Origin of the sequence: Roseobacter sp. HKCCD7870 (assembly GCF_037830315.1) — a bacterium.
GTDB lineage: Bacteria > Pseudomonadota > Alphaproteobacteria > Rhodobacterales > Rhodobacteraceae > M30B80.
Genome location: NZ_JBBLYO010000002.1, coordinates 402,363 through 425,505 on the forward strand (window position 1 = coordinate 402,363; position 23,143 = coordinate 425,505).

The 23,143-nt window shown below is 47.5% G+C and carries 23 protein-coding genes; 5 read left to right on the forward strand and 18 right to left on the reverse strand.

The window, feature by feature from the left end:
• Positions 1-145: 145 nt before the first annotated feature.
• Genes AAC637_RS10450 through pcaC form a run of 6 tightly spaced genes read right to left on the reverse strand, consistent with a single transcriptional unit; the run spans position 146 to position 4,531 of the window.
• A complete protein-coding gene (locus AAC637_RS10450; protein ID WP_340303510.1) occupies positions 146-1,201 on the reverse strand; it encodes a 3-carboxy-cis,cis-muconate cycloisomerase in 1,056 nt (351 codons plus the stop codon).
• Positions 1,198-1,983 (reverse strand): 3-oxoadipate enol-lactonase, encoded by a 786-nt coding sequence (pcaD, locus tag AAC637_RS10455; RefSeq protein WP_340303511.1) that lies wholly within the window; start codon positions 1,981-1,983, stop codon positions 1,198-1,200. The genes AAC637_RS10450 and pcaD overlap by 4 nt, the downstream gene beginning before the upstream one ends.
• Positions 1,976-2,827 (reverse strand): BKACE family enzyme, encoded by an 852-nt coding sequence (locus AAC637_RS10460; RefSeq protein ID WP_340303512.1) that lies wholly within the window; start codon positions 2,825-2,827, stop codon positions 1,976-1,978. The genes pcaD and AAC637_RS10460 overlap by 8 nt, the downstream gene beginning before the upstream one ends.
• Positions 2,820-3,374 (reverse strand): protocatechuate 3,4-dioxygenase subunit alpha, encoded by a 555-nt coding sequence (gene pcaG, locus AAC637_RS10465; RefSeq protein ID WP_340303513.1) that lies wholly within the window; start codon positions 3,372-3,374, stop codon positions 2,820-2,822. Before pcaG ends, AAC637_RS10460 begins: the two co-directional genes overlap by 8 nt.
• Positions 3,374-4,096 (reverse strand): protocatechuate 3,4-dioxygenase subunit beta, encoded by a 723-nt coding sequence (gene pcaH, locus AAC637_RS10470; RefSeq protein WP_340260081.1) that lies wholly within the window; start codon positions 4,094-4,096, stop codon positions 3,374-3,376. The genes pcaG and pcaH overlap by 1 nt, the downstream gene beginning before the upstream one ends.
• Before the next feature lie 51 nt (positions 4,097-4,147).
• Positions 4,148-4,531, reverse strand: a complete 384-nt coding sequence (gene pcaC, locus AAC637_RS10475) for a 4-carboxymuconolactone decarboxylase (protein WP_340260082.1) — start codon at positions 4,529-4,531, stop codon at positions 4,148-4,150.
• Between the two features lie 93 nt (positions 4,532-4,624).
• Here pcaC and AAC637_RS10480 point away from each other — a divergent pair, with 93 nt between their 5' ends.
• Complete coding sequence (locus AAC637_RS10480; RefSeq protein ID WP_340301235.1) at positions 4,625-5,536, forward strand: LysR substrate-binding domain-containing protein; 912 nt, start codon at positions 4,625-4,627, stop codon at positions 5,534-5,536.
• 152 nt (positions 5,537-5,688) lie between these two features.
• On the opposite strand, the gene AAC637_RS10485 is transcribed toward AAC637_RS10480, so the two are convergent.
• The 4 genes from AAC637_RS10485 to AAC637_RS10500 form a co-directional block, all read right to left on the reverse strand.
• Positions 5,689-7,578, reverse strand: a complete 1,890-nt coding sequence (locus AAC637_RS10485) for a bifunctional sugar phosphate isomerase/epimerase/4-hydroxyphenylpyruvate dioxygenase family protein (protein ID WP_340303514.1) — start codon at positions 7,576-7,578, stop codon at positions 5,689-5,691.
• Positions 7,575-7,805 (reverse strand): hypothetical protein, encoded by a 231-nt coding sequence (locus AAC637_RS10490; protein WP_340303515.1) that lies wholly within the window; start codon positions 7,803-7,805, stop codon positions 7,575-7,577. Before AAC637_RS10490 ends, AAC637_RS10485 begins: the two co-directional genes overlap by 4 nt.
• A 120-nt stretch (positions 7,806-7,925) precedes the next feature.
• Positions 7,926-8,846 (reverse strand): LysR family transcriptional regulator, encoded by a 921-nt coding sequence (locus AAC637_RS10495; RefSeq protein WP_340303516.1) that lies wholly within the window; start codon positions 8,844-8,846, stop codon positions 7,926-7,928.
• A 463-nt stretch (positions 8,847-9,309) separates the two neighbouring features.
• Positions 9,310-10,017, reverse strand: a complete 708-nt coding sequence (locus AAC637_RS10500; protein ID WP_340303517.1) for a lysozyme inhibitor LprI family protein — start codon at positions 10,015-10,017, stop codon at positions 9,310-9,312.
• A 55-nt stretch (positions 10,018-10,072) separates the two neighbouring features.
• On the opposite strand from AAC637_RS10500, the gene AAC637_RS10505 reads away from it, so the two are divergent.
• Positions 10,073-10,672, forward strand: a complete 600-nt coding sequence (locus AAC637_RS10505) for a hypothetical protein (RefSeq protein ID WP_340303518.1) — start codon at positions 10,073-10,075, stop codon at positions 10,670-10,672.
• A 27-nt stretch (positions 10,673-10,699) separates the two neighbouring features.
• Here the strand turns inward: AAC637_RS10505 and AAC637_RS10510 are convergent, their stop codons facing one another.
• The 7 genes from AAC637_RS10510 to AAC637_RS10535 all read right to left on the reverse strand — a co-directional run bounded on the left by AAC637_RS10510 (position 10,700) and on the right by AAC637_RS10535 (position 19,350).
• Positions 10,700-11,851, reverse strand: a complete 1,152-nt coding sequence (locus AAC637_RS10510; RefSeq protein ID WP_340303519.1) for a CapA family protein — start codon at positions 11,849-11,851, stop codon at positions 10,700-10,702.
• On the reverse strand, positions 11,848-13,056 hold the full coding sequence (locus AAC637_RS10515; RefSeq protein ID WP_340303520.1) for a CapA family protein: 1,209 nt from the start codon (positions 13,054-13,056) through the stop codon (positions 11,848-11,850). The genes AAC637_RS10510 and AAC637_RS10515 overlap by 4 nt, the downstream gene beginning before the upstream one ends.
• Complete coding sequence (locus AAC637_RS12705) at positions 13,053-13,895, reverse strand: L,D-transpeptidase (RefSeq protein ID WP_445322734.1); 843 nt, start codon at positions 13,893-13,895, stop codon at positions 13,053-13,055. The genes AAC637_RS10515 and AAC637_RS12705 overlap by 4 nt, the downstream gene beginning before the upstream one ends.
• Before the next feature lie 222 nt (positions 13,896-14,117).
• Positions 14,118-15,500, reverse strand: coding sequence for an MBOAT family O-acyltransferase (locus AAC637_RS10520; protein WP_340303521.1), 1,383 nt, complete (start codon positions 15,498-15,500; stop codon positions 14,118-14,120).
• A 12-nt stretch (positions 15,501-15,512) separates the two neighbouring features.
• On the reverse strand, positions 15,513-16,355 hold the full coding sequence (locus tag AAC637_RS10525) for a DUF459 domain-containing protein (protein WP_340303522.1): 843 nt from the start codon (positions 16,353-16,355) through the stop codon (positions 15,513-15,515).
• The gene (locus AAC637_RS10530) at positions 16,352-17,134 is read right to left on the reverse strand and encodes a DUF459 domain-containing protein (RefSeq protein ID WP_340303523.1); all 783 of its coding nucleotides are present in this window, start codon (positions 17,132-17,134) and stop codon (positions 16,352-16,354) included. Before AAC637_RS10530 ends, AAC637_RS10525 begins: the two co-directional genes overlap by 4 nt.
• Positions 17,134-19,350, reverse strand: a complete 2,217-nt coding sequence (locus tag AAC637_RS10535; protein WP_340303524.1) for a tetratricopeptide repeat protein — start codon at positions 19,348-19,350, stop codon at positions 17,134-17,136. The genes AAC637_RS10530 and AAC637_RS10535 overlap by 1 nt, the downstream gene beginning before the upstream one ends.
• Before the next feature lie 594 nt (positions 19,351-19,944).
• On the opposite strand from AAC637_RS10535, the gene AAC637_RS10540 reads away from it, so the two are divergent.
• On the forward strand, positions 19,945-20,367 hold the full coding sequence (locus AAC637_RS10540) for a CBS domain-containing protein (protein WP_340303525.1): 423 nt from the start codon (positions 19,945-19,947) through the stop codon (positions 20,365-20,367).
• Between the two features lie 10 nt (positions 20,368-20,377).
• On the opposite strand, the gene AAC637_RS10545 is transcribed toward AAC637_RS10540, so the two are convergent.
• Complete coding sequence (locus AAC637_RS10545; RefSeq protein ID WP_340303526.1) at positions 20,378-20,944, reverse strand: hypothetical protein; 567 nt, start codon at positions 20,942-20,944, stop codon at positions 20,378-20,380.
• Between the two features lie 341 nt (positions 20,945-21,285).
• On the opposite strand from AAC637_RS10545, the gene AAC637_RS10550 reads away from it, so the two are divergent.
• Together AAC637_RS10550 and AAC637_RS10555 are read left to right on the forward strand one after the other, a co-directional pair.
• The gene (locus tag AAC637_RS10550; RefSeq protein WP_340245311.1) at positions 21,286-21,492 is read left to right on the forward strand and encodes a hypothetical protein; all 207 of its coding nucleotides are present in this window, start codon (positions 21,286-21,288) and stop codon (positions 21,490-21,492) included.
• 132 nt (positions 21,493-21,624) lie between these two features.
• Complete coding sequence (locus AAC637_RS10555) at positions 21,625-23,136, forward strand: AMP-binding protein (RefSeq protein ID WP_340303527.1); 1,512 nt, start codon at positions 21,625-21,627, stop codon at positions 23,134-23,136.
• The last annotated feature ends 7 nt before the right edge of the window (positions 23,137-23,143 follow it).

Consider the following 23,143-nt stretch of genomic DNA (forward strand, 5'->3'; position numbering starts at 1 on the left):
TTCAATAAAATCAGTGTTTTTATGTAGGTTTAGCGCATGTTTAGTTCTGAGACGTGTCGAAAGATCAACAAGACAGAGCTCGATTTGCAGCCGTAGGTATTCCTAACCTGTCTGAATTCAGTCTTAGGCTGCTGAAATACGGGATCTAACCGTCGTCGCCTATTTGTCTGATCTTTTGACATAAGTCTTTTGCTGCCAAAGTCGCGCTTCCAGTAGCCATCGCCATCTGCGGTAGCACCATCCATTCTAGCATCCATGCGGCGCCGGATCGTTCTTGTTCATGGACAAGGCTTTGATGCATAGCGGAAAGCTGTGTGGCGTTGAACCGTGCAAGGGTGATAAGCAATTCGGCGAGCACTGGATTTGATTTGTGTGGCATTGCAGATGACCCGCCGCCGCCAGACAATGCGATCGCGTCCACGCCTTGCTGCGCCATCAGCGCGATGTCCTGTCCCATCTTGCCCAGTGCACCAGTGATCTGCGAGAGAAGAGACGCAAAACCGGCAATTTGGCTCCGGTCACTGTGCCAAACTCCATTTTCAGTGAGCTTGAGCGCCTTGGCCACTTCTTCAGCAATGGCGTCCCCTTTGCACTCAAAGGCATCGCGAGTGCCCACTGCGCCACCAAGTTGCAGTCGGGCAATCTGCGAACTTGTCTCAGTGAGATTGGCTAGTGCCGACTGAAGGGGAGAACGCCAAGTAGCAATTCGCTCAGCTGCTGTTACGGGCAATGCCGCCTGCATTCGCGTCCGAGCTACCAAACGATTGCAGCCATAATCTTCCGTAAGTCCGTCGAGATGTTTAAGCAACTTGCTGATGCGGTCCGTCAAAAGGTTAGTCGTCGCAGCAAGCGTAATAGATAGGGCTGTGTCCAGCACATCCTGCGATGTGGCTCCTGCGTGGATCGCCTCTGCACAGTCTGGGGCAGCCGCACGCATTTGTTTTACGAAGTTGGGGATTGGTAGCCCGTCAATAGCGGTCGCTCGGGCCAATTGTGGGATATCGAGCGGTGCTTGCTCGATGCGAATGGCGGCTTTTTGGCCTAAACCGGCTGCTACCAACCCATGTGCTTCGAGCGCATGCGCCAAAGCTATTTCGAACTTACGGTAATGCATGATCTGAACTTCGGCCGACCAGAGCGCTTGAAGATCTGGGTCAGAAAAGAGGCCGCCAAGCCAGGGATGGTCAAAGATTGATGTCATGCCAAGAGAGCCATCTGCTCACTTATAAGCCGCGCGACGGTGTCAGGTGCTTCGATCGCCGGTATGTGCCCAACACCATCGATTACATGGTAAATTGCTCCTGTAATCTTGTCGGCTAAGGCTGCGACAACCTCTGGCGTTGTTGCCTTATCTTCGGATCCTGCAAGGCAAACCGTCCTACAACTGATAGACGCAGCTTCGGACGCTAGATCGGCATCCCGAATTGCTGCGCAGACAGATGCATAGCCCTGCACAGGCGTGCGCGACAGCATCATCCTATAACCAGCAATCTGAACCGTTTCCTTTTGCCGGAAGTTACTGGAGAACCACCGCTCAAGCACACCATCAGCCATTGCATCAAGTCCTAGTTCGTTAACCGCACTGATCCTGTCGGCCCACATTTCTGATGTACCAATTTTGTATCCTGTGTTGCTAAGCAGGAGCCCTGCAGTCAAGTCAGGGCGGGCGGCGGACAGTGCCATCGCAATCATTCCACCCACTGACACACCACAGACCAATGCTCGTGTCAGACTCAAGGAATCCATCAAAGTGGAAAGGTCCGCAGCATGGTCAAAAATTGTGACTGCACCCTTTTCACTCAGGCCGTGGCCGGATTTGTCATATTGCAAGGTTGATGTGCCTTCCGGAAGGCGCGCAATAACATCATCCCAAATGCGGAAGTCGGTCCCAAGTGAATTTGCGAAAACGACGGGTATGCCGCCATTGCCGTATCTAAAACGAAAGTGTAACACGCGTCCGTTTACGTTAGTGAACTTAGCCATCGGCTTGCGCGACCTCCTTTTTTAGCCCAAGAATTGCCCGAGCTTGCTGCCAAGTGGCGACTGGACGTTCGTAGGTCTGGCAAAGATCAACAACGCGTTTCACCAATGCTGCATTTGACGGGGCAAGCTTTTCGCGATCGAGGCGGACGTTGTCCTCCAAGCCTGTTCGCGCATGACCACCTGATGAGACGGCCCATTCGTTCAGGGTAAGCTGATGTGCACCAATTCCCGCAGCACACCATGGAGCGTCGTCACCAAACAACCGCTTTACTGTCTTCACGTAGTAATCAAAGACATCGCGGTCCACCGGCATAGCATTCTTAACGCCCATTACGAATTGCACATAGGGTGTGTCTATGATCTGGCCCTCAGCGTGCATCTTAGCCGCTTGATGGATGTGGCTAAGGTCAAAGGCTTCAACCTCAGGCTTGATGCCGTAAGTTCGCATTTCCGACGCCAGCCAATCGACTAGATCGGGAGGGTTCTCGTACACTCGAGTGGGAAAGTTGTTTGATCCTACCGACAGTGAGGCCATGTCAGGTGACAGTGGGAGCATTCCACCGCGTGTTTTGCCGGCGCCAGATCTTCCACCAGTAGACAGCTGGATGATCATACCGGGGCAGTGTTTCTCAACCCCTTCTTGTAGAGCCGCAAATTTCTCGGGGTCTGAAGAAGGGGTTTGGTCATCATTACGTACATGGGCATGCATAATCGCTGCACCTGCCTCGAAGGCTTCATGCGTACTTTCAATTTGCTCTGCCACTGTAATCGGCACAGCGGGGTTGTTTGCTTTAGTCGGTAGAGACCCGGTGATTGCGACACAGATAATGCAAGGTTTAGACATCGAAAAACACCGTTTCATGATCACCCTGTAGGTGGATTGAATGAACATAAACGTTGTCGGTTTTTTCGGCTACAAGTGTTGCAGCACGCTCCCCGGCAATAGCAAAGACTGGATCAGCCGCGTTGTCGTTTTCGGGAAAGTAAACTCGCGTAATCAGCGCCATATTTATTCCGCGAGCAGCAATCCAGAGAAGAATATGTGGTGTTTGGCCGGTAGGTGCGCCTGGCATAAGCGTTTTGAAGATTGCCTCACCGGTTTCGGCATGGGTCGGCTGGCGCCCCCAATGGTTAAAGCCTTCGGTCGGGCCGAATGAGCCTTCTGGACCGGGCTGCCAGGCTTCGATCATCGCATCAGTCATTGGTTCTCCAGCAGCGTCAATGACACGCAGACATAGGGTGATCCGCTCGCCGGCGGGGTTGCCGGTAATCATCGTGTTGCCGAGGTCTTTGCCGCCATACATGCCTTCAAGTCCAGCAAAAGTGGGCACGCAGCCTATATGCACGTAAGGTCCAGCGGTCTGCGACGGAGATTCTTTGAAGTTTGCCATCACGATCCCTCCATCTTGTTTTCAAAGAGTGTCTGATTGCGGCCACGAAGCACTATGTCAAAACGGTAAGCTCGAATGTCCATCGGGATCGTGTTCGACATATCCAATCGTGCAACCAGTGTGTTGATGGCTTGGGTTGAAGGTATCGACTGAACAATTGGACAGAGCGCAATGTGAGGGTCGCCTTCGAAATACATTTGGGTGATCAAGCGCTGTGCAAATCCATCGCCGAAAACCGAAAAATGGATGTGCGCCGGACGCCAGTCATTGCCACCATTGGGCCAGGGGTAGGGTCCTGGCTGAATGGTTTGGAAGCTATAGCTCCCATCCTCCCCAGAGATGCAACGCCCACAGCCCCCAAAGTTTGGATCAAGCGGCGCAGTGTAGCCATCTTTTTTGTGCCGATAGCGACCGCCTGCGTTAGCTTGCCAGACTTCGATCAATTTTCCAGGTAACGGGCGGCGATCTTCGTCTATCAGCTTGCCATGCACGATGATGCGCGGGCCGATGGCAGCTTCGCCAGGATTTGCGTAGTTCAGGATCAAATTGTCATCCAACGCTCCCAGCATGTTATGGCCAAATGTCGGTCCAGTCATCTCAGTTTCAGTCGGATGATAGTGGAGACGCGCATGGGCTGGCGAACGCAAGATTGAGCTACGATAGTCGGGTGCTAGTGGTGGGGGGTGCCAGTCCAAATCACGAGCAGAAATTAGTCCTGTCATATCACTTCCCCTTTAATGCGGATGATCTTTGTCGTAGTGGCATCTGGTGGGTCATGGATGCTCTTCCATTTCGCTGAAGGTCTGTTTTGCGAGTTTGATGGCATGGTTTGCCTTCGGCACTCCTGCATAGATCGCCACATGCAGAAATGCTTGCATTATATCTTCTTTGGAAGCGCCAGTGCGCGCCGTAGCGCGGATATGCATTGGTATTTCCTCGAAGTTGCCGGTTGCAGCCAGAAGGGCAAGCGTTAGCAACGAGCGCTCACGGTAGCTGATTGTGTTATCAGCCCAGACTGTGCCCCATGCACTTTCGGTGATTAACGTTTGAAATGGTTCGTCAAAGGCTGTTTTTGCCGCTTCGGCACGGTCGACATGAGCGTCGCCCAGAACTGAGCGACGTACCTGCATGCCTTTTTGGTGACGCTCGGACAACATTATTCTCCATAATTAGGCTAAGCTTGCCCCATTATATATCATTATTTCGCTTTTTATATTGATTTTATCGGCACGTTATATATCAAATATGTTATGAATTGGGATCAGCATCTAAATCTTCGGCACGTTCGAACCTTCCTAGAAATTGCGCGTGCGGAAAGCGTGTCGCTTGCAGCGGACAGGTTAGGGATCACTCAGCCAGCGGTGTCACGCAGTCTGAAAGAGTTGGAGCAGATGCTCGGTGTGCGACTATTCGATCGCGTCGGCCGGCGGCTTAGACTAAATGAGGCCGGGCGTGTATTTCAGGGGCACGCAAGCTCGTCGCTCACCGAACTCATACGAGGAGCAGAACGCCTTACAGCTGATGGCGAACTAACGACACGTTTATCAATTGGGGTTTTACCGACGGCTGCGACGGATCTGCTTCCTCGAGCAGCTCTGGCATTCCGAAAGGAAATGCCGCATGTCCGCTTGCAAATTCAATCTGGGCCAAACTGGCTTCTTTTCAATCAGTTGCGAGACGGGCAAGTTGATCTGGTGGTTGGAAGAATGCCAGAGCGAGACACTCGAACGGGTGTTACCTTCCAGCAACTTTACATAGAGGATGTGGTCCTCGTCTGCCGTCCTGGCCATCCCATATTACTTGAGCCAGTACCGGAGCAGAAGGTCGAGGGCTATACGTTAATTTTACCTCCGCAGGGTGCGGTTATTTCTCAAACGGTCGAGCGCTACCTCTCCAGTATTGGTTTGCCGGAGATACGTGCAGCCTATGAGACGGTTGCACTTCCAGTGGGGCGTAAGCTTGTGCGTCTCTCGGATGCGCTGTGGTTCATCTCACATGGAGTGGTTGCCGACGAATTGAAAGAAGGAACGCTGGTTGCTGTTGCACTGTCTTCACCTTTGCTTTCCGGCCCTGTTGGCTTCAGCGTAGCAAGAGGAGCGCCAATCAATGTTGAGCGCAGTGTCTTTGCTGAATGCCTGCAATTTGCGGCATCCAAGCAATAGTCAACAAGTGCCCACAATTAGCTGTGCGCTAAAAAAGTGATCAATCTTCTCGGTTGGAACAAAGCGTACGACACATGGCGTCTTAGACATTAATATTTGGAGTGGTTCCCGAGAGCTCTAAGATAAATTGTGGAAGTAACCTATTTTAGCAGTCATTTGCTTGGCATTCCCTTTGGCCGCATGAGCCGTTTTTGCGCAACAATTCTAAAGGGTGCATTTGCTGCGCCATAGCCGTCGTATTGATCGATACGTTGAACAATTTCAAAGAATAAAGCACCCGCAAAAGGCTTGCCATAAAGCTGGTAGAATGCGCCATCTTGATCCTCGTCGTAAAGAATGTTGAGCGCTTTCATTCGCGTTAAATTTTCATCGTTAATTGAAAAACGAGCCTTGAGATCGTGATAGTAATTCTCGGTCATTTCTAGCGGTTCAAAGCCACGCTCTTGCATGCCTACTGCAGTTTTAAAAATGTCTTCTGTTCTGAAGGCCACATGTTGCACAGCACCTGTAAAGCGCTCTGCCAAAAATCTGCCCGCGACAGTTCTATGAGTCTCTGCACCATTAAGAGTTATTCTAATTGAGCCATTTTTTGCTTTAATTGCTTGGCTCCTGACAAGTCCGTCAGGATCGATAACATCCACCATGGGCGTACGATCCATGTCAAAAATTGAAGTGTAGAACAATGACCAGCTGAGCATTTCATCATAGCTCATAGTTTCTGCCAAGTGATCAATTTGGGTCAGCCCGACCTGATTTTCGATGTTGTTCTCAACTGGGACAAATTCTACATCCCACACATTTGATAATCCGCTATCTTTATCAATAAAATGCATGACGCTGCCCGCAACATTATGAATTGCAGGGATGTCCAGCTCACCCGAAGCGACCTGTTGTGTGAAAGGTTTCGCCGCCAGCGCTTGAGCTCGTTTTATAGTGTCGGATGCGTTGTTCACCAATACGCCAATGTCGCAAATGCTCGTACCATTTGCTACGAAAGATGAATGGCTAAAGCCGGTTTTTTCAGTATTTAACAGAATGCGGATTTCACCTTGCTGCCAGAGCTTAAGTTTTTTTGAAACGTGGTTTCCTACATGTAAAAAGCCCATTGACTTTAATTGGTGGCCTAGCGCCTCAGCTTCATTTTCATCAGTTCCGAATTCAATGAATGCGACCCCTTGTACCTCTATCCTCGGCGGTAAGTTGGGCATTGGAACAGTGATGTCGGGTTCGCTTTTGCGAACATCATCCATGAGTGCCACTAAAGAACGGTAGCCATCTCTTGCTAATCCTTTCGGTAGCCCTCCGCGGAATTGGTCATTAAATATTTCCAGACTTATGGGTCCTGTATACCCAGTTGCCATGACGGCTCGCATGAAGTCAGTTACAGCAAGGTCTCCTTCGCCTGGCATGTTTCTAAAATGCCGAGACCAATAAAAAAGGTCCATTTCAATTGAAGGCGCATCTGCTAATTGAACAAAAAATATTTTATCGCCGGGAATACTGCGGATCGTATTAGGGTCGATTTTTCTTGCCAAGGAATGAAAGCTGTCAAGGATCACGCCGATATTAGGATGGCCTGCGCGTCTCACAATCTCCCAAGCATCACGATGATCGTAAACGTGCCTACCCCATGCCAAGGCTTCATAACCCACGCGAATGTTGTACGTTGCAGCTATTTCCCCAAGATCTTGGAAATCTGCGGCGGCGCGGTCAATTCCACCTAACCCATCTGGGCGGGTTGAGGAGCAGAACAAAATCAAATCCGTGCCTAATTCTTGCATCGTGTCGAATTTGTACCGCGCTCTATCAAACGCTTTTTGGCGTGCTACTCCAGTCAGTCCCTCAAAATCTCTAAATGGCTGAAAAAGCGTTATTTCAAGACCATGATCACGGATCATGTCCCCAATCTCGCGGGGCGTCCCACTATCTGCAATAAAATCTTGTTCGAAAATCTCTATGCCCTTGAAGCCTGCTGAGGCGATAGCTTCAAGCTTTTCTTTTAGGTTTCCAGATATAGAAACTGTCGCGATAGAAGTCTTCATGCCACGTCTCCATTGGATATGAGGTCTGATCGAACGCGATTTTCAGCAGGGGGAAGATTAACAAAGTGTGCCCACGCATGTACTCCTTGATAGAAGAACAATTCATATCCAGAAATAACGTCCAATCCCTTCGTTTCTGCATTTTGAAGGAACTCAGTATTTATAGGGGTGTAATGAGCGATATTGTCACCAATAAGGCCAAGATCAAGATTGCTTTTGTTGACCATGAACACTTCCCCAGTGAGCTGTGAGGCGCACTTGGCACCTCCAGCTTTGTGTTCATTGTTTATATTCCATAACTTAACGTCAAATATTTATATGATCATATCATTAACATGATGTTACTTTTATGAGCGGTACCAAGGCCCGTCTTTTACTGCACGTTCCAACTGTCGTTGAAAATGACCTATTGTGTCTTCTGCGAAACGCGAGAGCACCCGGCCTTTTTTGCGAGCGACATATGATTTGATAGGGATATCGTGCACCAGTGGCCGTCGCACCAATCCGGGCATATACACTTCAGCTACCGAAAACTCATCAATAACCGCCACCCCCAAACCGTGTCTGACCAGGCTAACAACGGTTTGAGCAAAGCGTCCACGCATTGCATGATTAATCTCAATACCAGCCTCTAGAAAAGGTTTAGCCAATAGCGCTCCATAAGGATCATTGGGATCGACGCCGATCACAGGCTCCTTAGCAAGATCCAAGGCTGAAATATTCTTATTCTTGGACAGCCTGTGGCCTTCGGGCATAATGGCGACTAACCGCCCCTCTGCGATCTCTTCATTATCAATTGCTGCATTTTCTACAGGGGAGCTCATAATGACAAATTCACCTCTTTCAAGAAGAAGGTAATCAACTGTCTCTTCAATTTTTAGAACATTCATGTCTACAAATAAGTCGCCATACACGCCCCTAACGTTCTGCAAAACTCGTGCAGCGATAAATTGTGCGATTGAAGGTGCAGTAGCGAACGATAGCCTTACATCTTCGCCACACTTAAGTGAGCTGACTGCAGCATTTAAGCTTTCAACTTGCCGGTATATTTCTCCCACCTGATCAAATACGCGACTTGCTTCAACTGATGGTATGAACACGCCAGCTTTTCGCTCAAATAATCGTATTCCAAGCGTTTCTTCAGTATGCTTTACAAGCCGACTAATCCCTGGGGCGGAAACATTTAAGAGCCCTGCTGCTCCTGAAATCGTGCCCGTTAGCATAACAGCACGTATCACTTCAATTTGTCGTAAGGTCATGTCGTGCATTCGCAAAAGCTCCCTACCTTTACGACCACTATAAGATCTTTGTTAAACGGAAGTCAGCATAGTTTCACCATTCAAAATGTATAAGAATTACGGGATCAAAGTGGGAGGGTTGGATCTTTAAAAACAACACGGAATATAAAAATTTTTATGAAAAAACCATGTCTCGGCACAGGCTTAATCCCGCCCCCGCAACCACTTTTTTCGAGCCAATAAAACAAGGCTCATCCGTAACAGAGTGGGCTTGTTTTTTGCCTGATAGAGCGACATTGAACAAAGCTGCCAACTAACCGTGCGGCACGACTTCCTATCCCTCAGGGGCGTGGCGCAGTTCAAATCGGTCGATCAATTTGCGTATTAACGGAGTAGCTGTTTAAGAGACCAGGTTAAGTTGAGCGCATCATAGTATGGTGAACCCGTCGTGGTTTTCTATTTGCTAACAATGGGGTTAAGCAGTGATTTTTTGTCAATATTCGATGTACTGCTCGAGTCCACCCTGGGCGCGCATTCCGCAATAGTTGTTACAATTTCCTTGAGGGAAAATAGAAAAGCCGTCAGCACTAATTTCAATCAACAGTTCGCAACTGGTGTTGTTGTCTCGATAAATCCATGAGCTGCCTTCTCGTTCAGCGCGACCAGCGAGGGAACAACTATGGCCATTGGGTCCGTCATAATACACGTCAAACGCCATACTACCACCGACACTGAAGCCCCGAATCCGAGGGCCACCCGGATAAGCGGTCACACACTGGCCCCACTCTGCGAGTAAAGTGCCCTGAACACATTTTCCGGAAACTGGATCTCCTTGATACAAGTATGAAGCGAAACTACTACCGGTGTTAAACTCCAAAAAACTGGCTGAAATTTCTTTCAGTCTGGATGTGTATTCCTCTCGAATACAGAGATAATTACTGCCACATGTGTCTCTAGATGCTATCCACTCCCGTTGTGATTGTCTCAGTTCATCCTCTGTCATCCAGCCCTCTGGTGACTGACGTGCCAATTGATATGCTGCTCCCATAAGTTCGTCGAGAGCAGACAATTCAGAATAGTCACATATCGCATGCTCAGTGGGGGTCGACGCCCTCTCACAATCAAAACTTGCGGCTAGAATTCTCGATGAACCACCAGTAGTGAGAACGGCCACACCGAATAAAAAAACTAGTTTGTACATTTTAAGAACTCCATACTAGAATTGCAGTATATCAGGATCCCGCGAGAGTGATGTGATGAGGTTAATATCTTTTATGATTAAATATTTTATATCATCTCTCGCACTACTATTTCCGTCCTACGTTACTGCACAAGATAGCACTTACACAGAACTAAATATTGAACAGGGTTGTACCCTCATTAAAGAAACTGTTGAGGGAACTAGCGCTTCTTATCAGTGCCAGGGCTTTGAAAATTATCCTGTTTATTGGACTTTCGGGGATCTAAGGGAATTTGTAAGGTTTGGGTATATTTCGGATCCTGCATCTTACTATGAAACATTCGCGGAGTGGAATTACGTCAATACCACAATTGAATGGCGCCTTGATAATGGGATCCCTTTTGCCACTATACTTAGGTGGTTCATAGATAATGTAGATCCTGTAACGGGCTCAGTAGATCCAGCAATGCGAGGTCAAGTTTTGGTAGTATCGAGAGTGGCGAATACTCCTAGCGAGCAGAGCTGCATGGTTGGATTGGTTGATGCCAGAGCCAACGCAGATGCTAACGTCCTTGCGCGAGAGGTCGCAGATGGAATGGCTCGCAAGTTCAACTGTGGTTCAGACCTGATTCAATACTATGGTGACGTCGGGCGGTATGCACCCTCGCCGCCATAAATGTATTTTCACGAGAAGCATTCGAATTTACATCGGTTCAGGAAGCCCACATGTCCAGTTAATGTCTAGTGCACAGCAAGCACGGTGAGCACGCTGCCCGTATGGTCCGCCAAAACACGCGAGCCCTCTTGGAGCCCTGAAGGCATCCACAGTGTCAAAAGAGGCTCCTAAGGGACCAGCGCTAATTACAGAAAGCCGGTTGAGGTTGTTAATAGTTGCCTCGGCTCTTGCCATGCTCATGCTGCGCGGAGAAAGGTGCACATTGGTTAGAGGAATGGCCTCGAGTGCGGAGAGTCTCGGACTATCACCAGACATGTCAAAATAAGCTTTGCCCAATAGGCCATAATCTTGCACTGCTCCCCCTACAAAGAGAAGGTTTCCTAACGAATAAAATATTGCATATTCTGAAGTTGCTTCGACTGCTCGAGCGACATGTGGATGGTGACCCAGTACTAAGTGAGCGCCACCCTCCTCAACGGCTCTCAAGAATAAGTCCCTCTGTCCCGAGTCTAGGTATGTTTGGTTCTCAGCTCCATAATGGATTGAAATTATTTTCAAATCCGCATCAATTGTAGCCATATTTTGTAGTAGTATATCATAATGCTCGCCAACGCCGAGGGTCGCCATCCCTATAGCTGTTGGGCTGGACGCTGCATAAAACTGACTGCCGATGCCAATTGCGCCGAATGCAACCCGATAACCACTGATTTCTATGACGCTTGGCATTAAAGCACCGTCGAAGTTACCTAAGCCGGCGAATAACAGCTCAGGATTATATTCGGATGCGGCCGTGAAATAATCTAGAGTTTGTTCGATACCGCCATAACCGTGATCATAAGCATGGTTATTTGCGAGCGAGAACACATTGACACCCAATGCAATTAAGTGGTCGAAATTTTCTGGATGGCTCCTAAAAACAAAGGTTTTATCTGGCCCATCATAATCATTTTCAGAAACCACTGTCTCCACATTAATGAAATTCAAATCTCCATTCCATTCGTGGGAGATAAATTCAGTCGTATAGTCGATTGGGTATGTGCCGAATTTAGTCACCTCGTATGGATTAGGCGCCACGCGACTTTGCGCAAAATTGACGTCTCCACCAAAGGAAATCAGTATTTCTTCGGCAAGGCACGGATGCGCAATAAGTGAAAAAAATATAAATACTAATTTTTTCATTGAATGGAAAAGTTGTCTTGATTGCTCAAATTTTCACAATACTGGCTTGGATGAAGCCCATGATTGGGAATGAGGCTTTCGACGTGATTTCGTGCATTTGTCAGTCCTTGTCTTAATTCACCCTCAAAAATTGGTTGCACCTCTAATGCTCCACCCATTTGCATCCGCATCGCCACCCATCCAATTTCAGACACTACTAAGGTTGGGCGCAAATTGTCGGCTAGGTCTCCAGATAAATTCTGGCGACACATCTCTACCCGCACAAAAATTCCGGTTTCACGCTCTAAGCCCAACTGTCCAGACACAAAATTTCCAGTCGAATAAACGATTGGTACGATATTGTTCGACTGTGGCACAAACTCCCATGGCTGAACTACATGGGGGTGAGTTCCTACAACCAATGTAGCTCCCGCAGAAGCTAAGTCTTCTGCCAAGTCCCGCTCCTGTAAGCTTGGATTACTTGCGTATTCTACCCCCCAATGCGTCAGGACGACTACTGCAACGATATCATGAGATTCGTTTAAGCGTCTGACTTCATCCAATATGTATTCTCGGTCTCGGTAGCAGTACAGAACTTGCTCATCTGTGTCGATTATACCATTGGTGGAGAATGTGCACGATATCCAGGCAATCTGCCCAAGATCTGTGTCAGTTAAAGTAGTAAAGTCTCTAGGATTATTGCTGCGTACTGTACCTGAATATGCAATCCCGAACTGCTCAAGCAGATCTATAGTAATATCTGCCCCAAGGCTGAATCGATCTAGCGCGTGGTTATTGGCTGTCGAAAGGAAGTCGATACCGCTACTTTGCAGGGCTTGGAGAAGGTTAGGATGATAATTGAACAGTGGGTATGATGTGAAAACTACATTGTCGTATACAGGACCAGGATAATCCACGACGCGCCCGTTTCGATCGATCGTTGGGGCCACCGGACCTTCTAAATTTGCTACCGCAATATCAACTTCTTTGAAAAGAGGTATTACTTCCTGCCACAATGAGGAAAATCCTTGAGATAGGCCCTGTCTCTGGAGGCGGCCGTGGATCAAGACATCACCTACAAACGATAGCGTAACCCGCTCATCACTGGCGCAAGCATTAATTTCGGGTGGAGAATTTTGATAGGCCACTGAACATGTTTCAGCCCGGCCTAATTCACCATACAACATCACAGAAATTAAAAAGATTAGACTGCTGGCAAGCCTCATGCACGATCATCTCGAAAAAAAACCGCCAACACTTTGTATCCCGGCTTTGTCAATGTGTTCCCAATAGTGTCGTGAAGTAGACGACCGTCGCGTACGTATCCAGAGCGAGCCGCCCAGCTGTCTTCTGGATCAGATGTAAAATAGCGCGGCACTTCACCCCACAGTGGGCTATGTTCGCGCGGTTCCCCATGTGGAAATAACATGGAGTGTATTACGTCCATGTTTGGTTGCGTCACCCGAACACACCCATGGCTGGCTGGTGTCCCCAGGTGAGCGTACCTACTCTGTGTTGTTCCATGGATTGCCACGCCCGAAGCTCGGCCAGATGAATAGTGTAGGTCGATGTACACCGCCTTATACATTCCTGGACTGCCCCAACCGCCTCGATATCGATGAGTTCTTTCATCGATATTGAAAACACCAACTGGCGTGGGACCTGCACGGGCTTCATTTGCATAGAGGGCTCCAGATGAAACTGGCCAAGACCACCCGTCAGAACCCGAAACAGCGGTGGGGTCGCGGTAGGCAAGGTCCCAGCCGGAAAATCTACGCCGTAAGACCCACATTTTCTGCATTGCGGCGCCCGAGTAGGCAACATTCACATACATAACATGTGAATAAGCTTCATGGACTGCATGCGGGGCCACGAATTTATTTGTATCAGCTAAACTGGAGCTCTCGGATAGTCCTTCTAGATAATCAATTCCTAGTGAATTGCTTGCTTTTGCAATTGATGGTGAAAAACAGACAGTTGCCGCCGCAGCGCCTCGTACAAACGATCGCCGAGTAAGAAAGTTTGCACTTCTTTGATAATTATCCAGGCAGACCAGTCCACTCATGAATTAACTCCCTTAGGAGAGAAAAGTAATTGGTGTCAATCAGCAACAGCTTCAAGCTCTCAAGCTTTAGGATAGCAGAAATTATCAAATCATCGACAAAGAAAAAGTCAGGAATTTCAAAAGCTAGGTCGATGAATATTTCACCTGAAATTAACCAGGACACGATGATCATTATCCATAAAACAATAATAAAATATTTTATTTCGCTATTCATATTATTTCTCAAAATTGAAAATATATAAATGGAGCGACACCATCTTGTGCACATGCAAAGCATAAGAGTATCAACAGAGCAAAGCACACTGCTTTTAGAACGGCTGGCAGGATTGTAAATTTTTTGAGTATTTCGGGCATCCATCTTATTGGTATGAAGTTCATTAGGAAGCCCAGCGTAACAAGAACTGTAATTTGCGGGTAGTACCCGTTGGAGAAATAAAAATTTCCACTGAACATTGATGCCACTAAATTTTCTGTTTCATCCCATGTTCCCGATCGAAAGGGTATCCAAAGGGACAAGACGAAAATAATTGTAAAATATCGATAAAATGGGAGCTTTTTATCAAGGGAGAGCAGTCGCTCGGTCAACAACGCGGTTCCATGAAGAGCCCCCCAGACTAGGAAATTCCAAGAAGCTCCATGCCATAAGCCAGCAAGCGACATAGTCACTAGCAATACAATAGCTTGGCGGATCTTACTTCCTTTGTTTCCGCCAAGCGGTATGTACAGATAGTCGCGTATCCAGCTTGAGAGTGAAATGTGCCACCGACTCCAAAAATCTTTGAGGGACCGTGCACTATAGGGCTGATTGAAATTTGGTGGGAAGCGATAGCCAAGAAGTAGAGCGAGGCCAATTGCCATATCCGAATAGCCGGAGAAGTCGCAGTAAATCTGAACCGCGTACGCAAGAACTGCCAATAGAGTGTCAAACGAACCATGCTCCGCGGGGAAACCGAAGACAGGATCGACAATCAAAATCGCTAAGTAGTTTGCGATTACTATCTTTTTGAAAAGACCGATAGAAATTAAAAGAATTGCTTCTGCTATAGTCCTCTGATTTATCGAGTAATTTTTTTTAATTTGAGGAAAAAAGCTTGAGGCTCTGACTATAGGGCCTGCAACTAATTGCGGAAAGAAAGAAATATAAAGAGCAACATTCGCAAAATCTTTCGATGCGCTTAATTGCTTTCGGTCAACATCAAAAATATAGGAAATGGCTTGAAAAATATAAAAAGAAATCCCCAGCGGCAGGATAAAGCTTAGCCACAAGAGATCACGTTCTAAGAAAGTTTCCCTAAACAAATCCTGTAGAGATAGTATGAAAAAGTTGTAATATTTGAATAGGCCTAAAATTATTAATAAAGATGAGATTGATATTAGCTTTATGCGGTATTTTGGCCCCTCTCTTTCCAAGATGAGACCCGCACCCCAAGCTATGAAAGATACAAAGACCAATAGGGCAAGAAATCTCCAGTCCCAGGCTGCGTAGAAAATATAGGAAGACAAAATAAGAACGTACTTTCTGATATTTTTCGCGGAGCTGACAACTAAGTAAAGTGTTATAACTATTATGTAGAAAATAATAAAACTAATGGTTGGGAAGATCATTGTTACCTCAGCCTACTGGGGTCTAAACAGATGTGCCAAGCGATCATTTGAATTATTAGGATCTAATTGAGGAAACTCATTCTGTAAAAGGTCAACCATCAGACTGGCAGCAAAACGATATCCCTGCATCGTGAAGTGAGAGCCATCAGAAGTTCTCAGCGCAATTCGTTGATTATTTGCAACGATATTTGAAACAAATTCACCGTCAGGGCCCGAGGTATAGCTTCGTAGGGGAATGTATAGTGCGGAATAGTGGTGGGCATTTTCTTCGAAGATTTCGGCCACCATGCGAAGGTGTCGATCTAGATTTGAATTTCTATCAGGCCCGGGACCAATAAATAAAATTGGCGTATTATGCTCAATATTGATTCTAATGAGTTGTTCGACTTGCCGACGATAAGTTTGGTCCCACTCAGCGGTACTATACGCCACAGTTTGGCTTGTTGAGCGGATAGCCTGCATATCATTGGTGCCAAAATGCGCCACGACAATGTCGGGCTGTATTTCGCCCATAAGGCTGTCATATTCCGATACCCAATCGTAGTAATCAATTCGCGCAAGGCCCGTTGACGTTCGCCCCGCATTGGCCACTGTGATCAAGAGGTTTCGGTCATTGACCACTTCTTCGATCAGCATACCGTAGCCTTGAGCGAGACTGTCTCCAATTATGAGCAACCGCGCCGGATTTTGTAAGGTTATGTTGTTTCGGATCGTCGACGGCAACGATGTCGTATGGGCGAATACTCGGTTTTCAGTTAGATCAAATCCCAGATCTTGCGCGTTAGCGTTATTGTCAGAACTCGTGCACGACACCAAAAAAATTAAAACAAATCCAAGCGTCAATAGTTTCATCATTGAAGCTCAACGGAATTTAGAATTGCATCTTTGTCAGCTTCACGAGATGCGTTGATAAGGTGCTGTGTTAAGACGCTACTAACAGCGTCATAACCCGCTTCGGTAAAATGGATTCGGTCTGGGGCGCGCATTTGAACGAGTTCACCATCCCATAGAGCATTCATCACAAAGGCTTCGGAGCCGAACATCGTCAACTCACGAATGTCATAAAAAATTCCTCCGTTCGCCAAGACTATAGCTTGTTGTACTTCGGTAACCTGCGAATATTGGCTTTGTAATGTATCACTGCCAACGATGGGAAGACCAACCCAAATTACTGTTTGAGAGAGCTTATTCAATTCGTCCCATAAAATTTGTGCCCGAGATCCGTAAGTATCAAACCACTCTGGAGAACCAAATACGAAGCGCTGAGAGCCTTCCCGGATATTGCGGATGTCATTAGCGCCTAGTTGGACAATGACTAGATTGAAGCTATCGGCAGCCTCATCTAACCGAGCTCTCCATTCTAGGGGTGGCGTGCGAGTGAGGCCGTCTGACACTTCGGTTATTCTGTAAACATTAACGGAGCTGCAATTTGAGAAGGCTCGATAGGTTGACCCCCACAAACCGTCGGCCAGGCTATCGCCGACCACAGCAATTGAAAACTCCTCGTTGGGACATTCAACAGACCCAAGTCCAGAAGGAGACCCAAAAACAGCACCGGCACAAATGCCGCAACTGATGGCAAAGGTCCATACTTTGAGGCTGAGCTCGATAGACTTCCTTTGTAACAAGCTCATTACGTCTGCTCGAGGAAAGTTTCTATGGCTGATAGAGTGCCATTGCCGGCAATACCATCAACTGAACCATTAAAAACGCCTGCATCAACCAAGTGGCCCTGCAGCCTAGAAATGAAACCCTCAGGTCGATCTCTCAAATTTGCGAGTATTTTTCGTTGTGCTGTTGCATCTCCTTGCTGCAGCGCCAGCCAATAGAGGTCAGCCGCCCGTGTAGGATCAGCATCTACTCCTTCGGCGCCCACTTCTAGTAGGTCGGCTAGAAATGAAGCCGCGTGCATGTAGCCGTTATTAACTGCGCTTTCTAACCAACTAATGGCTTCAGTTGAATTGAGATCAACGCCTTCACCTAACATATAAAAGTACCCGACAAAGAACTGTGCCGCTGGATTACCGTCGCGCGCTTGAGGCATCACAGTGCTGAAGGCATCCGATGCATTTTTGCCTTCAATCAACTCTCGACTATAGAGAATTGCGAGGAGTTCTCCTGATAACCAGTCACCTTTTTCATAGCCGATTAGCGCTAAGCGTTCAGCCTCTAAATAATTCACTGGAAAGTCTTCACCCGGCGCATAGTTCAGATAGGCAGCTAAGCCATAAGCGCTTGGCACCCCTGCTAGCATACCGACCGCATACGCATCTTGAGCATCGGCCATGTCGCCTTTTGCTTGATGTGCCCTACCTAGGGCCACAGTTGCTTCAGGCGATCCTGGGAAAACGCCTAACACGGCCTCACAAGATGCGAAGGCGGCGGTCTGATCGATTTCATCTAAGCGCCTCGGCCCACCTTGCTGCGGCAGGCCTGCATTTTGAAGGCAAGTTTCTGATGCTTCGGACTGCTGGCGCAGAGACGATATCGCGTTTTCAGCCTCCGCTTGCAAATCGCATACAGAGCAAGAATTCAGCCATGATCTTATTTCGGACAGGTTGTTTGCGGCAATCGATGAACGAAGCCGTTCATTTTCTGCGTGTAGTAGCTCATCTGCTTCAAGTTCGAGAATCATTGCTTCGGCATTTTCTATGCTCTCACAAACCATGCAATCGTTCCGCCAAGTGCGTAATCCAACTAAATCACGCTGCTGTAACAATGCATCAAGGCTTTGGGTCTCACGATACCGCAGTTCCGCTTCGTCGTTTATCTCGCTAATGCGTTGTTCTGCCTCAAGCGCGAAAAGGCAAGCTTGGCAGTTTTCAAGGTAAACTTGTAAGCGGTTAATTTGGTCATCGTCTTTGATCTTGTTCCAAATCTCTGTTTCTAACTGTTCCGCCAAATCTTGTTCTGCGATTTCTTCCAAGCGCAACCTCAGTTGCAGTTCATTGGGACAATATTCACAAGTCTCCAAATAACCGTTGATAGCCTCAGGGTCATTGGACGCGCCTAAAAATAAAGCTTCGAAAGTTTCTTGAAAAACAACTGCCTCAATGGAAGGAAAAAGGGGATTTTGCGGGGTCTCGTAAAGAATACGATCTGTGTCGTTCGTACCAGATACTACAGTATAACCCACGCCGCACATCGTGGACCGTGTCGCCAACCTGTCTATTCGTTCAGAAACAAATTCAACTGCTTCATTTGCTGTTGTCTGTCCATCACCATTTCCAAAGGGAGTTCTGTCAGCAATACCGGACATCAACGCAAATTCGAACTGTTGGTATTCGGATCCACAAACAGTTCCGCCGTCGTTTGAGATGTTTAGTACAGCCAATCCAGTGTCTAAGGCGAGCACAACCTCATTGAAGCTTTCTATCGCTTCAGGAAATAAACCGCTTTGGTCGGCTATGTTAAAGACCATCAGGCGCACCGATGGGCTATCAAACGCACTTATAATTCCTGAAACTCGAGTTGCTAACTCATCAAAGCTAAATGTATCTTGATCAACCACTATCTGGGGTAGGCCCTCTTCTGACATGCTCAATTCTACATCTAGAATTACTGTCAGGGTTTCCACTCTTTGTGCAGCGACGGAGGATGACCTTTCCATTGTGGAAACATTTTTTGCCTGTAGCATTGCTGACATAATACTACTTTGAGCCCGGTCAGGTTCAGGTAAATTCTGAAAGATCAGCTGTTCGAAGCCTTGAGCCTGTGAAATTTCCATCGCTTCCAGAACACCAGATCCGACATAAACTGCCGCAGAACGCTCTAGAGTTTGTGCAGTAGCTGCATGCAGAAAGGTAAAGCCAAACAGACTGGCTACTAAGAGGAGGGCGAGTTTTTTCATCTATCTGTCCTTTTGTCCTAGCGCGTCTTGTGTAAAGTACACACTCTAAAAATTAGTGCAAATATTACAATTGAAAATAATAAATGACGCTGCCTCATTGGATGGAATGCAGGGGGACATTTTCGATGGTCTCGCACTTAGATAAGATTGAGGAAGATCTGCGTGTGTTGTGAAGACGCTCACAATCAACCTTACCGGCAATTTCATTACATTTCATGCTGCTGGGCGTGACAGCCGCGGCGCACGTGACAGCGCTTGTTGAGTTGTTCCTCGTATCGCAGACCTATAGGCGATACGCGAGCTAATGTTCCATTTGCAGTCAGTGATGATTGGATCATACATCTAAATACGTCAAACTGCTCATTGATTAATTTGAGTTCGACATAGGCTTAATCCCGCCCCCGCAACCACTTTTTCCAAATGTCTCAAGTCTAAGCTTTGCTGAGGTTTCTTACTTCATAATTACTGCCCTCATAGTGGGTGAGGGGCAACTATGGAGCTACTACTGGAATGGTTTAGTTATGACTATTGCGTTCCTATGCGCCCAAGATACAATTTTAAGGCGAGTCGATTGCAGTTCTTGGGAGGGATGACATGACGCCGTTTATGAAAAGCCTTATCGCACGCCCATGCTATACAGTGGGCCCTAAGGCTACACTGTCGGAAATCATCACCTTATTAGCAGAGCATAATATTGGTGCCGTTGTCGTCGAAAATGGCGCTGGTAACGTGCAGGGCATCATTTCGGAGCGTGACATTGTGAGACACCTTGCAACTGAGCAAGACCTTAGTGGTTGGATTGCGCAGGACATCATGACCAAAAAAGTTGCTACGGTGACCACTAAGGCTCTGTCATCAGAGATGATGCAAGTGATGGCTGAGTATAATTGCCGCCATCTGCCAATTCTCGACGACGGGAAGCTGGTGGGTGTAGTCTCAAATAAAGATGTGATGAACCGTACGCTAGAGAAGTATCAGGATGAGGCTGAAGCTATGAGGGCGTTCATCAATTCTTGATCATAGCAGATCAGTTCATCATCCGTTCATGCACAGCTTGCATTCCACGATCCACCATGTCGCTTACCTCAGCTGCATGGAGATGTAACGCCGATACCAGCTCTGGATCGTTTGATGTTTGGGTCACGGCAATGCCGTTTTCGATGACTTCGATTTCAGTATCGATATTCTCGCCGCGCACAAAGAAAACATCCAGCGTTGGGCTTTGAATAATGACTTGTGGGTCATCCTTCGCTTCAACACGTGCAATCATGCCCGTCACATGGCTTACCAGAGCATTGAATGTATTAGGGTCACTGGTGGTTGTTACCGTATATATGCCGTTTTCAAGATTGCTCACCTCACGCTCAATTAATGTGAAGTTACGAAATAAGGTTTGCATTTCGGCAGTCTCACCCGCTGTCGTATTAGCCCCTCGAAGTCCTGGCATGGTATGTTCGTCATGCCCCATGCCATGGCCACCGTGCTGCGCATGAAGCCGCTCATGCCGGGTCATCATCTGTGCTTCAACGATATACGCACCTGCCGCGAGTGTGCTGAGAACTGCTATGCCTGCGAAAAGGTAACGTTTATTCATTGGATAGGTCTTTCTATAATTCTTAAGCACTAAATCAGCGGGGCTTACTGCGTACAAGCCCACGGATTGCCGCATGAGTATTAGCTATTTCAGTGTTGCGGTGTCAAATTAAGCAATGAGAATTTCGTTCGGTATCAAGCAACTGATACGTTGCGCTTGTCGCCTTTAAGGCGATTGCGCCAGCCATGGGTATATATAATTTTCTGCTTCATCACTGATCAGATTTGACCCACTTCATGGCGCATTATTTTTAGCTACGCAGTATACAAAAGTATATGAAAGTATTCATTTTGCCAAATTAAAACAATGCAATACATTCTCAGTACAGGGAGGTATTTCGCATGTTTTCTAATGATGAAGCAGCTTTAGTTTTGCAGTTCTGTAGTCAGCTCACATCTGGAAAAGAAATGGATCCAGAGGTCTTTGGTATAAGTAAGCAGTGGCTTGAGCGACAGGGTAATCAGATAAGTGTGACCGAAACTGGTCGGGCACTTTATGCGTCTTTGAAAGGCCAATCTTTGACGCGTTCTGCATGGAACGGATTCTAGCTTAGTTCTTAAACTTTATCATAATGATGGTGCCATATCCCAGACCCATTGGCTCTATCCTAAGGCTTTGTCTTAACAGCTTTCGACAATCGTTGCGGCTTGGGCATAAGTATCAAGCAAGGGAAGAGTAATATGAAAATGTTATCGGATCTGATATCGGGTCATTCTGGAAACTCACGCGCTATCGGTGCGCCAGGCCGTGAATGGATGACATATGACGGTCTCAGAAAATTATCACGAGATGTGAATAGTTCGCTGAGAAAAGCGGGCATCGGATCGTCTGATCGTGTGGCTATTGTGCTTCCTAATGGCCCTGAAATGGCAGCGGCGTTTGTGACCATTGCTCAATCCGCTACTACAGCTCCTTTGAACCCTGCGTATCGCGAGGAAGAATTTGAGTTCTATCTCGAAGATTTAAAAGCGCGCGCGCTTGTTGTTGCGGCTGGATATGATGGTCCCGCGCGTGCCGTGGCAGAACGGTTTGACATGATCGTTTTTGAGTTAACATCCTTAGAACCTGCGGGTAATTTCACCCTCTCAGCGAACGTGACGGGCGAAGCCACAGCGGCCGTTCCAGGCGCTGATGACATTGCTCTTATACTTCACACCTCCGGAACGACATCACGGCCTAAAATTGTGCCGTTACTTCAATCAAATGTTGTCGCATCTGCTCAAAACATCATGAAGTCTTTGGCGCTGACCGAGGATGACTGCTGTCTAAATGTTATGCCGCTATTTCACATTCACGGCCTAGTTGCTGCTGTTAGCGCGTCTCTCGCCGCTGGCTCGTCAATCAGCTGCGCGCCAGGATTCGATGCATTAAAGTTTTATGGTTGGCTCGAAGAGGTTGATCCGTCTTGGTATACGGCGGTGCCGACGATGCACCAAGCAATTCTCGCACGAGCCCCTCGTAACCAGGCCATTATTGAGAAGTCTCGCCTACGTTTCTTGCGTTCTTCGTCGTCATCGCTGCCAGGTCCAGTAATGATACAGCTTGCTGAAACTTTTGGTGCGCCAGTTGTAGAGGCTTACGGTATGACCGAGGCTGCCCACCAAATGTGCTGTAACCCAATTGAACTAGGTCGACAGAAACCAGGCGCTGTAGGGTTGCCAGCAGGGCCGGAGGTCCGCATTGCACACGAAACAGAAAATCGTTTGATTAATGGTCTTGGTGAAGTGAGCATATCGGGGCCAAATGTAACGCCTGGTTACGAGGCAAACCCAGAAGCTAATGAAAAGAACTTTTTTGAAGCAGAAGGAAAGCGTTGGTTTCGTACAGGTGATCAAGGCATGTTCGATGAAGACGGTTATTTGAGCCTCACTGGCCGTTTGAAGGAAATCATCAACCGAGGTGGCGAAAAAATCAGTCCATTGGAAGTAGACGGCATATTGTCGGATCATCCCAGCGTAGCCCAATGCGTTACATTTGCTATCCCGCACGACAAGTTGGGTGAGGAGGTTGGCGCAGCTGTCGTGTTGAAGGAAGGGCAAGTTGCCACCGATGCTGAGATCCGTGAGTTTTTAGCTGCGCGCTTAGCAGCATTTAAGGTCCCGCGCACAGTTCTTATCTTGGATGAAATCCCAAAAGGTGCCACCGGTAAACTTCAACGTATCGGGTTGGCTGAAAAACTGGGTCTTGCATAGAGGTATT